Below are 17521 nucleotides of genomic sequence, written 5' to 3'. Positions count from 1 at the left end.
GTGCAGACATATGCTGATTAACTCTATTTTATTTTCCTAAATATGAACGACCATCTCTCATCACACCCTGGAATGAAACGGGGACAACGCTATGGCTTACGGGATGCCTTCTTTTATGCCCTTTCTCAAGGCGGAGGCGAATCGTACCTCTCAGCTTTTGCGTTGATCTTTCATGCTTCCCCGTTTCAAATTGGACTTTTATCGGCCATTCCCCAAACACTAGGCGTATGGGCCCAGTTCCTTTCCGTCTGGTTACTCAATCGACTCCAGGCACGTCGGCCGGTCATTCTCACGGGCATGGTCGCCCAAATGTGTATGTGGGGACCATTGTTGGCTTTACCGTGGGTCTTCCCTGAAATCGGGGCGTGGCTGGTCATTGGTTGTGCGGTGGCGTATTTCACTATGGGGCACCTGGTCATTCCTGCCTGGAATAGTCTCATGACCGATTTGGTGCATTCTCATCAATGGGGATCTTATTTTAGTCGGCGCGCACGCGTTATGACGATGACACAATTTCTGGCATTAGTTGGAGGAGGGGTGTTGTTGCATTGGGTTGAGGGCCTAGGCCGGCCCCTTATCGGTTTTGGCATACTCTTTTTCTTTGCCGCAGCCGCACGAGCCGCTTCGGCTTTGTCGTTGGCTCGAGTGGATGAAAGCGTGGTTCCCGCTCTCCCCAAACTTGATATTTCGCTCTTGCCCTCAAAGCAATGGATCCACAGCCAAAATTTCGGAAAATTTCTTCTGTTTTCCGGCTCCCTTCATGCAGCGGTATTGATTGCCGGTCCATACTTCGTGATTTACCTGTTACAAGATCTGCACTGGAGTTACCTGGAATATACATTCTGGCTGGCTTCAGGAGTCCTAGGACAAATTCTCACGTTTCCCTTGTGGGGACGATTGAGTGATCAATATGGAACCAAGGCCCTGATCCGCTGGTGTGGGATCTTCGTGCCATTTTTACCGATGCTGTATTTGTTCCATACCGGCGTGCCCTACTTGGTGGCAATCAATTTCTTTGGCGGGGTGTTGTGGAGTGGGATGGCGCTGGGGTTACAGAATTTTGTGTTTCATGCGGTGCCACGCGAAGATCGGGCAATGGGCGTGGCAGTCTATAATACGGCGAATGCCTTGGGATGGTTTATTGGCGCTATGGCCGGCAGTTGGTTGGCTGTCACTTTACCAAGCCAAGCCGTCGTGCCCATCTTACAAATTTCTTTGACCACGAGTCTCCCTTTGGTTTTCTTAGTCTCAGGATTCTTACGCGCCATCGTCATTGGAGGACTGCTCCGCGGGTTTACCGAACCTCAAGCAAGTAAGCTACAGCAAGCTGCGTAACAAAAATTATGGCATACCTGCCTTTTTCTTGAAATTTTGAAAAGCCCAGCAATCTTTAGATTCGTACTCTTTTTGACTTTTCATTTTTTCGTACAACCAGGACGGAGCATGGCGCATGGCGCACCACACGACTGGAGACGCTTCCGAGCAAGGTTCGCTTCACGCCGGTGAGCCCCCTAGAGCCTATGACGACCAAGTCTGCCCGAAATCGATAGGCAGCTTTGACAATTTCCTCGGCAGCATACCCCACGGCAATATGTTCCACTTTTCCCTTGCGTAGGGTTAGACTTTTTTTGGTCTGCTTCAAGAGGGATTCTTGGGATTTTTTTCGTCGCCCGTGAACTTCCTTGACTAATTTTTGTAATTCCTGGAGACCAGAAGGCCCGAGACCTAAGGTTCGATAATCATCTTGCACTATCGTATAGTCGATTGGCTCGATGACATGAAAGAGGACAATCTCTGAGTTGGGGGGGAAAGATAACTGGTTGATAAACTCTACTGCGATCTCAGTCTTACTAGAACCATCCGTGGCCAGGACGATTCGCATGCCACGCTTTTCTTTCCGTCCAGCTCCTCGGGCGATAAGTACTGGGCAGGGGGCCTCTTGGAGAATCCAATCGCTCACACTGCCAAGCAGGAAACGATTGATTCCGGTAACCCCTCGTGTACCCAATACCGCCAAATCAAGGTGTTCTTTATTGAGAACGGTTAAAATCTCTTTTCCCGGATTGCCTTCTCTCACTAGAATGGATCGTGAAAGCGTTGACGGCAAAAATCGATCGGCCAGTTTTTTCAGGTTTCGGTGAACACGCTCAATGGTCTTCTGTTGAAGTTGGCTCAAATTTATCGCGAAGTCAGAAATATGTCCCAACCTTCGAAGTTCTTCGTTTTTCGAGATCACATGTAGCAATAACCCTTCTGATCCTTTCGGAAAATCTACACCCGATAAACATCGGATTGCTGCCTTCGAATCACGCGAAAAGTCCACACTCCAGAGAATTTTCATGCTGTTCCTTTCCGAGTCATTTAAAACACCTCCATCAACACTAGATTAATTATTTTTGGTATTTGTTGGTGACCTGTCAAATTAAACAAGGGTAGGTAAAGAATGGCCAAGAAGTCAGAACGCCCCATGTGCTCCTCTTGTTCCTTTTCCTGGACAGAGGGTTCGATTCGGTGAGGAATAATGTAGTGAATGCGTGGATGTCATTGCCCGCACTATTCCAACAATTTCGGATAAGATGATTAGCTATGGACGAAAGTTTTTGGAATAGTGGGTCCGGGCCTATGCCTTTTCGGAAAGAAGAATTCAAGTTGCGTTAGAATGATTTTCCCAACGATCAACCGACTCATGTCTTTCGTGGCTTCGTGGAGCAGTTGGCCGGAATACTACGCATCGCCTTTGAAATTGGAGTCTTGGTAATATTTTTGTGAAGACTTTTTAAGTTAGAATGCTTTTCTCCCATTGATCAAACCTGTTAATCAAAACTAAACTGTCTACCTCTAAGGTCTTCCCTCTAAGAAAAAAAGATATTCAATTTTGAGAGAGTCTCCAGTGAACTTCTTCGTCGGTCCGATTGGTTTCGGCAAGGGGCTCCACTTTTCCATCCTTCCGTAGCAAACTCAACATTTCATGGCAGGTACGATCTAACTCCACTGTCCCAATGTTATGGAGCCCCGCTCGCCGAGCAATTTCGCGTTGGGAAACTCCCTGGTTGCCAACTCCACCCTCGGGATGACTCAACAGAGCCTCCAACACAAGGGCCTTCAATTGATTAACGAGTTCCGCGCCACGTTGATGCAAGTTCATGATGTCACCCATGTGGTTAGAATGAACGGTTAACGCAAAAACCAATGAATGCCGTCAAAGCAACTAGCCCTTCTATTCATTTTATTAAAGACGTCGAGAAAATTGAAACCCGAACCATGAAAAACTGTACCATATTTCCGTCCCCTGATTGCACCATTTTGATAAGGACCTGCCTTGTCATTCTAGTTCATAGGTATGTGTCCATCTTGTTGCTGTCCCAAAATGTACCGCATAATTTTCAGGTAATTGCCCTGCATTTTGAAAAGATCAAAAAACATGATACAAGTCTCATGCGACACATTCTCGAAGCAACCAGACCGGAATATTTTTGGCAAAGTCAGCCACACCATCTTCCGAGACACTACAGCTTTCCAAATCCGAGGAGGTCCCCATGTCCAATTCCGTACACCTAGCGCAGTATTACAAAATGAAGGTTCCCCACAAAGCTGGACAAGGCATCAAGAGATTAGAGCATTTAAAAAAATCCAAGGTAAACCTGTTGGCCTTTCTGGCATTTCCGAAAAATGGAAAAGCCCAAATCGATTTTGTACCAGTTGACCCTGCCAAGTTTACTGCTGCTGCAGAACAAGCCAAATGGAACATCAAGGGCCCTAAAGCATGTTTTATAATCGATGAAAAGGATCAGGTCGGGGCCTTTGCCCCACATGCCGCAAAGCTTGCAAAAGCCAAAATCAACATCCGGGCGACAGCAGCTGTGCGAGGTGGCGCAGGGCGGTGTGGAGCCGTTCTGTGGGTCAATCAAAAAGATGTAAAAAAAGCCGCCAAAACCCTCGGGACAAAGTGACGGGAAAAAAATTTCTCAATCCTGATCTGGCAGAGGAGAATAAGAATATTGAATGTATACCTTGCTTAAAGTCGTTTGGGACATCTTTTTTGATTCGCTGTATTGACTCTGGTGGTATCTATCCAAATTTTGCCATCCTTTTGGTTCTTCTGATCTTCGACTAGAGCAGTAGTGCTGTTGTTTAGAGGGTTTTGGGTACGAGCTAAAAGAGTTTGGAAGACAGTTGAAGGCTTTCCCAAAACTGCAAGTTCTGCTAGGGACATTATAAATTCGCCTTATAAACAATTTTTGGAAACCTGAAATTGAATAATAGCGTAACAATTGAACAAGGCACATGTTTCGCCATATTTTCCTATGACATTGGTGCTGGGATCGATTTAGATCTAGCTGACAAGCAGATTGTATCAACCAAAGAACGCCTTCGGATCCAACGCACGCGTGCCGAACCAGAGTACTTTGACTACCGGCCCTTACCCCTGAGAGTGACTCAAGAAGTACCTCCCATTTCCATTGGCCAATGGACGACCTCCTCTAAGGTCGAGGTGGTTCTCTACGATTTTGGAGCTGTGTCGGTTCACTTTCGCATCCCCTTACAAGGGCCCTTCTCCCGTTTTCAATCACTAAGCGAGGCCTTATTCGAAAATGCTTTGCTCCTAAAAGGGGCTCAAGATTTGGTTCAACACATCACCGCCACGTTTTCCAATGCCATTGAAAAATACCACATCTCGCCTTTTGTTGAGGACTATACTATTTGGCATTTTGAAAAATTCACACCCAACCTCAGTCCTCAGGAATTACAACAGACTTATGCCCAAGAGATGGCTCAATTGCTCCGATCCGAACATGAAACTTTATCCCTAGAAGAAGTACAGGATTCGAATTCCAGTCATATTTCTTTTGGCGTTCAGGATCTTACCGTCATTGACTGGAATGGTGCGGTGATATTTGGCACGGAGATGGCCGATGTCTTGGCGGTACTGGAATTTGCCAATGTGCAGCTACTTGAGCGACGCTACCTTGACCAACAATTAGATGATGCCTTGGACGAAGCCTATGAAACCCTGACACGAAAGGCCGGGGCAAAATCATTTTGGCCAGGGTTTTATAAAACCGATCTTCGTCGCATTGCTCAACTACAGGTCGATGGGGCCATTTTGTTTGAACGCGTCACTAATTCACTTAAACTGTTAGGGGATCAATATCTCGCTCGTGTGTATCGTATGACCTCCAAGCGTTTTCATCTTGAAGGGTGGGATTCCAGTATCCTAAGAAAACTCAACACCATTGAAAATATTTACGAAAAATTGTCCGATCAAACCGGAAACCAGAGAATGGAAGTATTAGAATGGATTATTATTATTTTGATTGCTGTGTCCATTCTCCTTCCGTTCGTTCCGGGTTTTCCTGGGTATTAAAAAAAGATTGGTTCATGTGGAGAACTGAAAGAAGCATTTTTTAATAAAAATTCTGATCTCTGTGGCACCTCACAGAATTGCAAGCCCCCCCGGGAAAGAATTTCCTATTTTCTGAGGTATTATAGGTGCAACATTCGGGTCACTGGCTATATTGTTTTCCTTGTTCACTGCAAGAAAAAAGAGAAAATGAAAATTCATTGGTGCGTTTTTTATTTCATGGTCATATTGATGTGCCAAGGATGCAGCGTCGATACAGTCAAACGAACTGTTTACGATATTTTTCAAAATTGGGGAGACCAGCAGTGTCACCTTGAACCTGGAAGGGAATGTCCCGAGACACAGAATTATGACGAATATCATCGGGAACGCAATGCCAAACCAACTCAATAAAACATGCCAGTATGGGCATTGCCTTTCTTGCAATAAGCTAGGAAAACCCCTGATTCTTTTCCTTTTCAAATAACTACCCCCATGTAAATTGCTCCCTTCCAAAATCGTATGTTAAGATCTGTTCAGGTTGTTGGGTATTCTCATCGACCATTTAACCTAGGTGGAGGACGCTATGAATCGTCGATATGTTTTGATCGGTCTCATGATCGGCTTCCTGGCAATAGGGGGTACAAGTTGGGCTAAAGGATTTTTCAAAGTCGGAGAGATAGCTCCGTTATTTTCCCTTACCTCTGTGGCAGGGCAACAAGTGTCTTTAAATGACTTGAAGGGAAAAGTCGTAGTTCTGGGTCTTTTTCATATTTGTGAACCTTGCCTCATTCAAAGTACCAATTTGCAAAAGGTTCACGAAGCGACACAAGGAAAAAACGTGGCGGTAGTGGGCGTCAATTCCTCCGGGGATTCCAAGGCTGATATTCTTGAATTTATGGGAATGTTTCCCCTGAAGGTGACCTATCCCTATCTCATCGACCCTGATCAAGTCACGGATCGCTTATATGGAGGAGGACGCTTTATTCCTAACGTCTACATTCTGGATCAACAAGGCGTGATTCGGTGGCAGAGGGTCGGAAATATGGATTTAGCCGATCATAAGATCATTTTAGACGAGGTGAATAAATTGTTAGGACCAGTTCCATCCACTAGTTCCGGAAGTTTATAGACATTTGGCTTGACGGTGAATTTGCAGATGGACAAAAGTTCCCAGGATAATACTTTCGTATTTTGTTATGAATAGTGAAAGGATTGAATAAAAGGAATGGAAGATTTTGAAGAAGGCAAGGCGAAATTTCTTGAGGTCATTTCCGGCATTGATCCTAATGTCGAAGTGGTGATTCCGACCACTCCTTCCAATAGTCTTTTTCTCATCTCACTCACGAAAGGTTCTAACCGAAAGTTTATTACCGTACCTGAAGACGACATTCTTGATATTCCAACGGAAGAGGATATTCTCACCAAAGTGACGTCCATGCTTAAAAAAGAAATTGCGGCCCTATGAAAGGGTTACTGCCGGGAATCTCGGAGTGGTCGTGGTTTTCTGAAGAGAAGCAGATTGATTTTAACGGCCACTTCCTCCACGTTGGCGAACACCGTATTCTTGTCGACCCTCCTCCAATGACTTCTTCAGAAATTGCTCAGGTCAAACATAGTGGACAACTTGATTACATCCTTTTGACCAACCGCGATCATGAGCGTGAAGCTGCGGCGTATCAAAAAGAATTTCAATGTCGGCTGTACGTTCCGGAAAGCGATGCATCGGAAATGAATGTGACTCCTGACGAAGTATACCGTGACCAAGAACTTTTACCTGGTGGCATCTGGGCCATTCACCTTGCCGATCAAAAATCCAAAGGAGAATCCGCGTTATTTATCCAACAAGGAAAGGGCGTATTGATTGTCGGAGATGCCCTGCTAGGAAAGCCTGCAGGTTCAGTGTGCATGTTGCCGGCTGAGAAATACACAGACGCGGCCAAGGCTAAAGAAGGACTCCGGCGTCTCTTGAAATATAATTTTGATTCCATGTTAGTTGGGGACGGTGTTTCAATCTTGACGGGAGCCAAACCCATAGTCAAACAAGCATTGCAGTAGTCCGCTGATTTTTTTTGACCTTTCGTGTCAATCACCATTCCTCATTTTTTCCATGCGGCCATCTCATTCAGCCCAACTCAACGACCAAGGCAATCAGCATTTTTCTCGTGGCTTTTATACGGAGGCCTATCAGTGTTATGTCAAAGCCTTGGAAGCTGATCGAAAAAGCGGGGATCAACGAGCAATGGTCGCCACCTTGGGAAATTTGGGAAATATTTGCGCCGTCAGCGGGCAACGTGAACAGGCCAATAATTACTACCAAGAAGTCTTGGTGCTTCAAAAACTTCTTGGCGATGATCGGGGTATTAGTTCGACATTGGCTAATCTTGGCAATTTGCATGTCGATGCTGGGGAATGGGAACGCGGACGCGCTTATTACCTAGAAGCGCTCGATATCATGAACCTCTATAAGGATGATAGAGCCAAGGCCGTGCTCCTCTCTGACTTGGGACTTGTGGCCAAAGAAACCAAAGAGTTTGATCAAGCCTTGGAGTATTATTCCCAATCGATTACCCTCATGAACCGTGTAGGCAATCATGCAGGGCAGGCGGATGTTTATAAAATGCTGGCGCGCATGTATTTAGCCTGGAACCGCCTTGATGATGCCATGGCTTGTGCAAACACAAGCTTGGCCATTGCCGAACGATTACGTGACGAACTTCGAATGGGGGGGGCTTGGTATACCTTAGCAGGATGTCATGAAGCCTCCGGCCATGATGAGGAAGCCGCGCGGTTATTGCATCGCGTCATTCGTGTTGATCGAAAATATGGATTACCGAAACTTGAAGAAAACTCACAGCGTCTTGCGAAAATTCAGCAACGACTCGCCGAAAAGACTCAAACAAATTCATAAGGAAAGATCGACATCATGAGTGACGCATCGAATACCTCTCCGCTATGGGATCAAGTTCAAAAACATCTAAAAAAAACCTATCCTGGGTTTGTTCAGTATGAGGCTGGAGGTGCGTTAACCTTAGGGTTAGACGATGAAGACTGGCAACTTGAAATCACACCACAGGGTCAACTTATTTGCCAAGCCGGCTATTCGCTGGAAGATATGCAGAGCCTCCTATCCGATGGAACTCCCGAAGACCTAGGGAGTGATGAGCTTGCGAAACAGGTTAAATTTTATATTCAACAGGTCGTGTCGAAATATCGGCCTCGTCTCAAAGCAGAAGGGTTTACCGAGCGGACAGAAATGACTGATGAATATGTTGCCGTATTTTTTGAACGCCCCATTAACCTCGCGAATCTGTCAGAACTTGATCAATTAATTGTCCGCTATCAACAGCAATTTACGGCAGCCTAACCCGTTACTCTTTCCTCTTCCAAAAGGATTTTACCTATGCCTTCTCCATCTTCCATTCGCACTATGGATGAATTCCGCGACGCCGTGTATGCTTTTCGTTTACCTCGAATTCTGGCAACCGCCTTGGACTTGGATATTTTCACCACCATGGGCTCGCGATGGTGGGCACCCAAGGCCTTGGCAAAAACATTAAGAGCCAATGAGCGAGGCATTGAGATTGTTCTCAGAAATTTAGAAACAACCGGGTTGCTTACAAAACGTGGACAAACCTTTGGCGTGGGAACACTTGGCCGGACGGTGCTGAATAAACACAGCCCTCAGTACCAAGGCGCCTATCTCGAGCTTCTTCATCACCAATGGGAAAACTGGGCCAACCTCACGGATTCCGTGCGTGTGGGAAAACCTTTGGAAAATGAAGGACCTGACGATCCGGAAAATCGTCGTTCCTTTACCTGGGCCATGCATCAACGGTCTCTCAAATCCGCCAAACAAGTAGCAGCACAACTCAATCTCAAAACGGTGAGTTCGTTACTAGATGTGGGTGGAGGCCCTGGAACCTATGCCCTAGAGTTTTTAGCGAAAAATCCCAAGCTTGAAGCTGGAATTTGGGATCGTGAGCCTGCACTGGAAGTAGCCAAGACCATCGCCAAACCTCTTCGGCATGGCAAACGACTTTCTTTCTATCCAGGGGATTTATTCAAAAGCAGTGTACCGGGTAAATTCGATGTAATGTGGATGTCTAACGTCTTGCACATTTTTTCGCCAAAAGAAAACAAAGCCTTATTTCGTAAATTGAAACGAGCGCTCAATCCTGGCGGACGAATCCTTATCCAAGATACGTTTCTCATGGACAAGCCAGGCTTTGATACACTAGAAACCAATCTGTTTGCGGTCACCATGCTGCTCTATACACCCACGGGTAATACCTACAGCGCCAACGAAGTCCAGCGCTGGCTCAAAGCCTGTGGCTTCAAAAAGACACGATATTTTCAATTGAAAAAGGGGACAGGAGATTGGGATGGAGTCATTTTAGAGGCCAAGATATCATGAAACGATCGAAAGTGCTCAGAAGGGTTCTAAGCAGATATTTTGGTTTTAGACCGATAACTTGTGTTCTGATAACAAGAACTTCCCACCCAGAACAATGAGAAAAAAGCTTAATAAAGCGGTAGTGACAATGATAACAAGAAATGTTGGCGAAACCGGTTCTTCCGTCAAGCTTTGTACAATTGTGGCAAGATCCAACGCTAACCCGATGGTTCCATAGATAATTGCTGTCATGCAAGCCCAACGTTTCGCTGTGAGACACAACCCACCGATAAGTAGCGGCAACCCATACTGAAAGGCATTCCACAATATTCCACGAGAAGGCTCTATGGTTTCGGAGGCGGTAGGGATAGAATGCAGCGCCATGGCTCCTGAAAAGATACCAAAACAAAGGATGGCCATGAGGTGTGGGGTCTTGAGGGAAGACGAGGATTTTTGGGCCATGAAATTATTCACCCAACACGATAAATCAGCTTGCCCTCGATGTGCGAGATTTGGCTGGCAGCAACACCGTGATTGAAATATCTGCCCCAACTCCGGGCTTGACGTCAATAAATCCTTGATGTTCCTGAATGATTTGATTGGCAATGGACAACCCAAATCCTTCATTCCGCATTGACCGCTCAACATTTTTGTCGGTAGTCGCTTCCCGAGCAAACAAGACGCCTTCTCCGTCTTGAAGGTCAGACAATGGTAATCCACCTCGCGCTAGCGTAATCTCCAATTCTGCCCAAAGTTCCTGCTCCGATTTCATTCGCGGTTGAGTCACTACCGTGATGGTTCCTCCTACTGCACCCATCATGTCCAGGCTACTCATGAAAATATTCAGCACGACTTGCTTGATTTGCTGACGATCGATCCACAGGGGGGGAATCACCGGCGACAAGGTTTTTTCAATCATGACTGGCTTGGAGGTGGGAATGGCTTCGATAAAACACAAGCAGGAGTCCACGATTTCATTGAGGTCTTCCTGCCGAAATTCCGTTTTAGTTTGCCGAGCATAATCCAAAACTTCTTTGATCAATCGTTCGATTTTCGCCACATCAAGCGCCACCTCTTCTGACAATTTGGACACGACCTCCGGATCTTGAATGCGTTGAGGAACTTGAGTCACAAACGCTTTTATCGAACCAAGAGGCGGACGGATTTCATGAGCCAGCCCTCCAGCCATGGATTCTAAGGATCGGAGCCGATCAGCTCGATGGGCTTGCGCCTGTGAATCTTTAAGTTCCTCATAAAGTAAGCTGTTATCCAACGCCAGGGCTGCTTCCTGGGCCAAGGTCATTAACATCGCCAAGTCTTGCTCAGAATAGGAATCAGAACCCATTCGAGGCCCTAGGCAGCAAAACCCAACGAGCCGGGTTTTATTGATGAGGGGTAGCATTACTTCACCATCAAAGGATTCTCGAAGTAATACCAACAATTGGGCTGTTTCCTGGTTGGGGTCTGACTCAAGATCGTGCACCATGAATCCCACTTTGGTTTTCTGGAGATACTGAGGAAGCAGATTTTCACGCGCCAGGGTTTGAGTAATGGGGGTATTCCTGCTTGCTTGGCCGAACTCAGCAGCTAAACGATAGTTGCCCTGTTGTTGGTTCAGCAAATAGAGGACGACCGTGTTGGCCCCCATGGTTCGTCCCAGGGTGCGAACAATTTCTTGGGTAAGAGTGCTCACGTCAAGAATGGTGACTAACGCTTTTGAAAAATTAGTGAGTGTTCTATGCATCTCGTGGCGTTCTCGAAATAATGCCCGAGAAATAACCCCTTCCGTGCCAATTTTCATTTTATACGCCCCGATGATCGTGAGAAGGAATAAGGCCAACAAGAGGAATGAAAACTGTAAATTAATTTGATTCCAGAATATTTTTTGCATGAGCAGCAACAAGGGATACACAGGTAACGCCACGAGAACCATGAGGAGCAGGTACGTCACTCCTTTTTCCAATGCGAGAGAAAAGTCCATTAATCGATGGCGCAGGAGGGTATAGGCCACTAGAGCGACATAGATCGTGGTAAAAATGGTGCCGAACGGTTGAAGAGGAATGTCATACCACAGGGGAAAGTTTGTGGCGCCGCCGCTGTACCCAATGATGGTTCCCAAGAGTAGGTACAAATATTGCGTGCGCTTTGACCCAATTTCGCGTTTGCAGGCAACAGACAAGAGATAGATCGGAAATATGGCCAATAGCGTCCACCAGACTAAGAATGGATGAAACAACCACCCGGCTCGAGGCCAAAATGGAAACGATAACGCAGGCTGCAGATCGGCAATAAAGGCTGGGGTCATACTCCCAATTAAAAAAAGGACCGCCAAAACATACGATACGCGCAGGATCGTTTTGTGCCGACCGACACGGTGAAGAAGGACGAGAATATGATGAAGATAGGTGACCGGAATAAAAATGGCACCCATCATAAATATCCTGGCAAGAAAAAAGGCTACCTCCCGAGTTTCGGCCAACTGCCATCCAAAATACGCAAAACTCCAAATGGCAACGGCGAGACCGAAGTACCCAAATGTTCGGTGCCGACTATCATGCGGATCACGGGAATAGACTAAAATCGTCAGCCCGGTGGCTGCCAGACCATTCAATAATCCACTCAGGGCCCAAAGCGTCATAGAAGTGACTTGGGGGAAGAGATGAGAAACATAGAAAGTACCACGACAAACACGGGTAGGAGGGTAATAGAAATGACGAAGACATGCAAAGAAATTTCTTCGCTTGGCTAGGAAGCTATTTTGATGAAGAGTGCCAAGGGCAAATAAAAATCCCCTCCGCAAAATGAGGGTTTTTCGGTTGGGTCGTGATGAATCAGGCCGCAGCCTGTACACCTCATCACGACCCTTCGTTTTTCACAAAATCGTCGGAGGTCTAATTCACTATCAAATTATTAATCCGTTTATGCAGCCACCAGTGCATCGGAACTCCAGATGCTGGCTATATCCTCGTTGATTGCCAATGAAGGTTTTTCTATTATCCCAATATAGGCTTGGTTTCCAAAGGTTGGAAACACCTGAGGATTGACAGCCCCACAAGAGGACAAGATCTGGCGAAATTCTTCTTGTGAATAAAATTGGAATGCTCCCTCGCTTTCACCTTGGCGAATATGGCTTGAATTATTTAATACCTCTCGCGCTTCATGAATGGCAGTTCGGACGGTGGTGCGGTCTACAAAATTTCGATAAATTTGAGTTAAATCGGAGCAGGGTTTGAGATTGGTTAGCACCAATTTTCCACCAGGAGCCAAGACCCTCAGTAATTCACGTATGCTGGCTGCGGGATCCCGAAGGTATCCAATCACTAAGTTACTCATAATTCGATCAAAACTTTCGTCTTGAAAGGGAAGGGGTTTATTCAAATCCAGTCGATAAAAATTCGGGTGAAGAATATTGGAGGGAACCGTGGCCTCCGAATGTCCCTCGTCGGCTTGTCGAAGAACTTGGGCAAGTTGGATCTTGGCTTGCGTGAGAGCCGTCTCCACAAAATCCACACCGAAATAATAGATTGGTTCTTGGTTGGATCGGAGTTCCCGTTGATGTCGAGTCCATTCTTTGGCGAATAGTAATGAACCAAAATGACCGTTTCCACATCCGGCATCAAGTACCCGGTTGCCTGGCGAAACAGGACCTAAGAGATGGTAAATATGATCCAACGCGGCCATATAATCATGACTGTTGGCAATGTAATGAAAATTTGCCAAGTAGTGTGACCAAAAATCTACATGGTCGGCTTCGTGCTGAAATCGCCGCGTCTGATTTCTTTCGCGTTCCAAACGATTCTGTCTCCCAATATCCTTACGCGACGGTTCAATCAGTTCGTCGGGTTTTGGTTGCCAGGCCAATTGTTCCTGACAGGCAAAAACGATTTGACGATAAACTGCTTTTGCTTTGCGGGGACTTTCCAAAAGGCGATGCAATCCTTCCGGAATCACGAAAGATCGACATTGTTGTGAAGGGAGGGCTTCTACCACTTGTTGGTGAGCACACTTGTCAATCCACGCATCTTGTTCTGCAGAAAACCACACTACGGGAGCGTTAATTTCCTGGACATCCAGTATTGTTGAGGCTAAATCACTATATCCTCCTTCTACGGTATCCTTTAGGAAAACCTGTCCATCCACATTAAATCCCAGGACATTCGTCACTCCGCGGCCATGGCCATCCAAATAGTCACCGATGAGATCTTCCTGATGCACCGCGGCCAGTGTGGCCCGTACATCGACAATTCCACTAATCAGAATCAGTTGGTCTATCTGATATCCTTCCCTGAGAACCTTGAGGGCCACACGACCTGCCAAGCTGGTGGCGACTAAGGTGACTTTATTTCCCTTCCATTGCTGTTGTGCGTAGTCGAGTATTGCCTGCATATCCTGTTTCATCGTCGTCAGACTGGTATATTCATGACTGCCCTCGCTTTCTCCTACATGGTCCGTATGGTCATAACGCAACACATGAAATCCATTACTGGCAAGAAAATACGCCAAGGTAATATATTCTCGTTTGGTTTCACCATACCCAGGCGCGAGGATAATGACCGGGGCGTTGTCGTGAGAATTTTCTTGTGAATCGTGGTATCCGATGATGGTCTTTCCTGCTCCGTTTCGGCATTGAAACAGAGTACTTTCCAATCTGGGGTGAAAAGCTTTGGCTATTTCCGGTAATTCTATGGGGGGTTTGACCATGGTCGACTTCTGTGGCGAGACGTCGATGAGGGGGTCGTCAGTTTGCTCTGCACAAAATTTTAATGATATCTGGGTAAAAAGAGGTTGTTGTTGCTGTTTTTTTAAGAGGCTACGCAATTTGAATGAAGTGAATTCATCTAAATCCGGTGATTCAATGTGTACACACATCTGGCCTAGTATGGGAAATTCCTCTTCCTGATTTCTTCCCCATAGATCCAATTTTTTCACTTTTCCAGAAATACGTAAAAAAGAATTTCGATTGGTGAAGGAAAGTGTGACTCCTTGGGAAACGGTAACTGGGATATACCCATCCACGACAATTGATAGCCCTGTATTCCACCAAGTGATCATTTTTCCCTGCCAAGAAGATCCATGCAATTCTAATTGAACGGGGGTTTCCTTACTGAAAGACAACTCCGGTGTAATAATGGTGTTTGTTTTTTTATCGAGGAGGGGTGACATTGATGAATCCTTTCTTTGGTGAAATCCTTCTTTCCAAAATTGAAGAAGAGATTATTTTTATTACCTAATTAATTTTACTTAGTAATTTGGGTAGACTTTCCCCATGGCCCGACTCTGCGGACACGATCAAAAAATCATTTCATGCCATTTTTATTAAAATTCTTTTGAATTACGGCGCTCGATTCGTCATGTTGTTTTCTCCTTATTCTTATTATTCGTGGTCGGTAGGAATTGCCTAACGCTGTTGGTTATTTTGCATCTGCCATGCCATGAAACATGGAAGAATTTCGACCAAAAGACAGTAGGGGAAGAATCCAAGAAGTAATGAAAAAACGGGGAGTTGGGACTACGAGGCAAAGCAGAAGAACATATATCCATTACGCCAGAGTTCGAATCTTGACGATCTTTTGTCAGAAACCCTGACAGAGAGGCATTTTATTGACACTCCAATTAAGGCAAGCATAGAATGAGGGCACGCAGAAAGGGGGAACTATGACGCAACCATCGTCCGACTCTATTCGGAATGTTGTTTTGGCTTCGTATGCGGGTGCGGGAAAAACCTCTTTAGCAGAAGCGTTGGCGTATTCCGCTGGTGCTATTCCTTCCATGGGTTCTATTTCCACAGGAAATACCATCGGTGACTTCGAACCCGAAGAGGTTCACCACCACCATTCAATGAGTACAGCCCTTCTTCGTTTGGATCTTAAAGACTGCTCCCTCAACATTCTCGATACTCCAGGTTCCCTAGATTTTTTTGCGGATACCAAAGCCTCGATTCACGTGGCCGACGGTGCAATCTTGGTGATTGGAGCCTCGGGACTCCGCTCAGAAGTCGAACGGGTATGGGATATCATTCAGGAGCGAGGAATTCCTTCTCTTATTTTTGTCAATGAACTTGACAAGGAACACACTAATTTTGATGCAATACTTGAAGAAATTTCCAAAACATTAGAAATCAATTGCATTCCCATTGCCCTCCCCCTCGGGCAACAGGCAGACCTGGAAGGAGCAATCGATCTTCTCAGACAAAAGGCCATTACCCCCGTGGCCAATGGCCATAAAGTTCAGGAAATTGAAATACCAGACAATTTGACGAAATTTGTGGCAGAAGCGAGGAAAAAATTAATTGAATGTGCCGCAGAAGGAAGTGATGAGTTGTTGGAGAAATATCTAGGGGAGGGGGAGCTTACCGAAGAGGAAATTCTAGAGGGGTTAAAATTAGGGGTCGGCAACCAATCGTTTGTCCCGGTCCTGTGTGGAGCCGCAACAAAAAATATCGGGACCACCCTTTTAACCGATGCCATTTTGCACTTGCTACCGTCGCCTCAAGAACAATCGAAGAGGAAGCCGGTGACTGGCCGAAACCCACAAACCGAAGAAGAACAGGTTGTTCCTCTCTATGAGGAAGATCCATTTTCCGCCTATGTATTCAAAACCACGATTGATCCCTTCATGGGACGCCTGACTTATATCAAAGTTCAATCGGGCGTTCTTGAGGCGGATTCCCATTTTTACAATTCGGTCCGTCATGCCAAAGAAAAGGGGGGACACCTTTATCGCTTATTAGGGAAAAAGACGACTCAGATTGACCGTGTTTCCGCTGGAGATATTGTGGCCATAGCCAAACTGAAAGATACCCAAACCGGTGACACCATTTGTGCTGACAAACATACGGTCATTCTTCCTGGAGTGAAGTTGACCCGACCAGTCATGGCGTTTGCGCTTGAAACCAAAAACAATGGCGACATCGACAAAGTCAGCCTGGGCCTACACAAACTCGTGGAAGAAGATCCATCACTTGAATTTTTTAGAAACGATGAAACCAAGGAAATGCTGTTAAGTGGAGTAGGGCAGACGCACATTGAATTCACCCTGGAAAAGCTTCATCGAAAATATGGCGTGGATGTGAATTTACACACTCCCAAGGTCGCCTATCGAGAAACCATTCAAGCCACTTCCCAAGCTCAGGGCAAGTACAAAAAGCAGACTGGGGGCCATGGACAATATGGGGATTGTTGGCTGCAGCTTGACCCTTTACCACGAGGGGGTGGGTTTGAATTTGTAAATAAAATTGTCGGTGGGGTCATTCCAAGAAATTTTATTCCTGCTGTTGAAAAAGGGGTGGTTGAAGCCATGCATGACGGCCTGCTGGCCGGATTTCCGGTTGTCGATATCCAGGTAACTGTCTACGACGGATCACATCATCCCGTGGACTCTTCTGAAATGGCTTTCAAGGTGGCTGGATCCATGGGATTCAAAAAGGCCATGGAATCGGCACATCCCGTGTTGCTTGAGCCAATCATGCAAGTTGAAGTCACGGCTCCAGATGAATTGGTTGGGGCTGTGATTGGTGATTTAAATAGTCGGCGGGGGCGAATATTGGGAATGGATGTCAAGGGTCATAACCAGATCGTGAAGGCCCTCGTCCCCTTAGCGGAGATATTAAAGTATGCACCGGCCCTTACTTCCATCACAGCCGGAAAGGGTTCTTATGTGATGGAATTTTCAGGCTACGAACAAGCCCCAAGGGAAGTCATGACCAAGGTGGTGGAAGAACATATGGCTGCGAAACAGGCCGTGGCAGGATAACGACTAGAACCAGTTCATTGGTCGCCAAAAAC

15 protein-coding genes are annotated in these 17521 nt (G+C 46.1%); 10 read left to right on the top strand and 5 right to left on the bottom strand.

Going from position 1 to position 17521, the window contains the following annotated elements:
• Positions 1-72: 72 nt before the first annotated feature.
• Positions 73-1335 carry an MFS transporter gene (locus tag PPG34_RS02255; protein WP_313831512.1) on the top strand — a complete coding sequence of 421 codons (1263 nt, stop codon included), beginning with the start codon at positions 73-75 and terminating at the stop codon, positions 1333-1335.
• Between the two features lie 55 nt (positions 1336-1390).
• Here the strand turns inward: PPG34_RS02255 and PPG34_RS02250 are convergent, their stop codons facing one another.
• A complete protein-coding gene (locus tag PPG34_RS02250) occupies positions 1391-2341 on the bottom strand; it encodes a universal stress protein (RefSeq protein WP_313831511.1) in 951 nt (316 codons plus the stop codon).
• A gap of 528 nt (positions 2342-2869) precedes the next feature.
• Positions 2870-3145 (bottom strand): hypothetical protein, encoded by a 276-nt coding sequence (locus PPG34_RS02245; protein ID WP_313831510.1) that lies wholly within the window; start codon positions 3143-3145, stop codon positions 2870-2872.
• Positions 3146-3536: 391 nt separating this feature from the next.
• Between PPG34_RS02245 and PPG34_RS02240 the strand changes: the two genes are divergently transcribed.
• The 8 genes from PPG34_RS02240 (at position 3537) to PPG34_RS02205 (ending at position 9758) form a co-directional block, all read left to right on the top strand.
• Positions 3537-3950, top strand: a complete 414-nt coding sequence (locus PPG34_RS02240; protein ID WP_313831509.1) for a hypothetical protein — start codon at positions 3537-3539, stop codon at positions 3948-3950.
• A gap of 302 nt (positions 3951-4252) precedes the next feature.
• Positions 4253-5365 carry a hypothetical protein gene (locus PPG34_RS02235; protein WP_313831508.1) on the top strand — a complete coding sequence of 371 codons (1113 nt, stop codon included), beginning with the start codon at positions 4253-4255 and terminating at the stop codon, positions 5363-5365.
• A 562-nt stretch (positions 5366-5927) separates the two neighbouring features.
• Positions 5928-6473, top strand: a complete 546-nt coding sequence (locus PPG34_RS02230) for a peroxiredoxin family protein (RefSeq protein WP_313831507.1) — start codon at positions 5928-5930, stop codon at positions 6471-6473.
• Positions 6474-6569: 96 nt separating this feature from the next.
• On the top strand, positions 6570-6809 hold the full coding sequence (locus PPG34_RS02225; RefSeq protein ID WP_313831506.1) for a hypothetical protein: 240 nt from the start codon (positions 6570-6572) through the stop codon (positions 6807-6809).
• The gene (locus tag PPG34_RS02220; RefSeq protein WP_313831505.1) at positions 6806-7399 is read left to right on the top strand and encodes an MBL fold metallo-hydrolase; all 594 of its coding nucleotides are present in this window, start codon (positions 6806-6808) and stop codon (positions 7397-7399) included. The genes PPG34_RS02225 and PPG34_RS02220 overlap by 4 nt, the downstream gene beginning before the upstream one ends.
• A gap of 52 nt (positions 7400-7451) precedes the next feature.
• A complete protein-coding gene (locus PPG34_RS02215) occupies positions 7452-8252 on the top strand; it encodes a tetratricopeptide repeat protein (RefSeq protein WP_313831504.1) in 801 nt (266 codons plus the stop codon).
• Positions 8253-8267: 15 nt separating this feature from the next.
• Positions 8268-8708, top strand: a complete 441-nt coding sequence (locus PPG34_RS02210; RefSeq protein ID WP_313831503.1) for a hypothetical protein — start codon at positions 8268-8270, stop codon at positions 8706-8708.
• A 36-nt stretch (positions 8709-8744) separates the two neighbouring features.
• On the top strand, positions 8745-9758 hold the full coding sequence (locus PPG34_RS02205; protein WP_313831502.1) for a methyltransferase: 1014 nt from the start codon (positions 8745-8747) through the stop codon (positions 9756-9758).
• Between the two features lie 45 nt (positions 9759-9803).
• On the opposite strand, the gene PPG34_RS02200 is transcribed toward PPG34_RS02205, so the two are convergent.
• The 3 genes from PPG34_RS02200 to PPG34_RS02190 all read right to left on the bottom strand — a co-directional run bounded on the left by PPG34_RS02200 (position 9804) and on the right by PPG34_RS02190 (position 14900).
• A complete protein-coding gene (locus PPG34_RS02200; protein WP_313831501.1) occupies positions 9804-10199 on the bottom strand; it encodes a hypothetical protein in 396 nt (131 codons plus the stop codon).
• A 25-nt stretch (positions 10200-10224) separates the two neighbouring features.
• A complete protein-coding gene (locus PPG34_RS02195; RefSeq protein WP_313831500.1) occupies positions 10225-12375 on the bottom strand; it encodes a GAF domain-containing protein in 2151 nt (716 codons plus the stop codon).
• A gap of 281 nt (positions 12376-12656) precedes the next feature.
• Positions 12657-14900, bottom strand: coding sequence for an alpha/beta fold hydrolase (locus PPG34_RS02190; protein ID WP_313831499.1), 2244 nt, complete (start codon positions 14898-14900; stop codon positions 12657-12659).
• A 492-nt stretch (positions 14901-15392) separates the two neighbouring features.
• On the opposite strand from PPG34_RS02190, the gene fusA reads away from it, so the two are divergent.
• Entirely contained in the window at positions 15393-17489 is a 2097-nt protein-coding gene (gene fusA / locus PPG34_RS02185; protein ID WP_313831498.1) for an elongation factor G, read from the top strand.
• Positions 17490-17521 lie beyond the last annotated feature (32 nt).

Source organism: Candidatus Nitronereus thalassa, assembly GCF_032191465.1.
GTDB classification, from domain to species: Bacteria; Nitrospirota; Nitrospiria; order Nitrospirales; family UBA8639; genus Nitronereus; species Nitronereus thalassa.
This window is presented reverse-complemented; position numbering and strand designations above follow the sequence as displayed.

Excerpts from the sequence above, each read along its gene's own strand:
- PPG34_RS02255 (WP_313831512.1), top strand. The coding sequence starts at position 73 with ATGAAACGGGGACAACGCTATGGCTTACGGGATGCCTTCTTTTATGCC.
- PPG34_RS02250 (WP_313831511.1), bottom strand. The coding sequence starts at position 2,341 with ATGAAAATTCTCTGGAGTGTGGACTTTTCGCGTGATTCGAAGGCAGCA.
- PPG34_RS02245 (WP_313831510.1), bottom strand. The coding sequence starts at position 3,145 with ATGAACTTGCATCAACGTGGCGCGGAACTCGTTAATCAATTGAAGGCC.
- PPG34_RS02240 (WP_313831509.1), top strand. The coding sequence starts at position 3,537 with ATGTCCAATTCCGTACACCTAGCGCAGTATTACAAAATGAAGGTTCCC.
- PPG34_RS02230 (WP_313831507.1), top strand. The coding sequence starts at position 5,928 with ATGAATCGTCGATATGTTTTGATCGGTCTCATGATCGGCTTCCTGGCA.
- PPG34_RS02225 (WP_313831506.1), top strand. The coding sequence starts at position 6,570 with ATGGAAGATTTTGAAGAAGGCAAGGCGAAATTTCTTGAGGTCATTTCC.
- PPG34_RS02220 (WP_313831505.1), top strand. The coding sequence starts at position 6,806 with ATGAAAGGGTTACTGCCGGGAATCTCGGAGTGGTCGTGGTTTTCTGAA.
- PPG34_RS02215 (WP_313831504.1), top strand. The coding sequence starts at position 7,452 with ATGCGGCCATCTCATTCAGCCCAACTCAACGACCAAGGCAATCAGCAT.
- PPG34_RS02210 (WP_313831503.1), top strand. The coding sequence starts at position 8,268 with ATGAGTGACGCATCGAATACCTCTCCGCTATGGGATCAAGTTCAAAAA.
- PPG34_RS02205 (WP_313831502.1), top strand. The coding sequence starts at position 8,745 with ATGCCTTCTCCATCTTCCATTCGCACTATGGATGAATTCCGCGACGCC.
- PPG34_RS02200 (WP_313831501.1), bottom strand. The coding sequence starts at position 10,199 with ATGGCCCAAAAATCCTCGTCTTCCCTCAAGACCCCACACCTCATGGCC.
- PPG34_RS02195 (WP_313831500.1), bottom strand. The coding sequence starts at position 12,375 with ATGACGCTTTGGGCCCTGAGTGGATTATTGAATGGTCTGGCAGCCACC.
- PPG34_RS02190 (WP_313831499.1), bottom strand. The coding sequence starts at position 14,900 with ATGTCACCCCTCCTCGATAAAAAAACAAACACCATTATTACACCGGAG.
- fusA (WP_313831498.1), top strand. The coding sequence starts at position 15,393 with ATGACGCAACCATCGTCCGACTCTATTCGGAATGTTGTTTTGGCTTCG.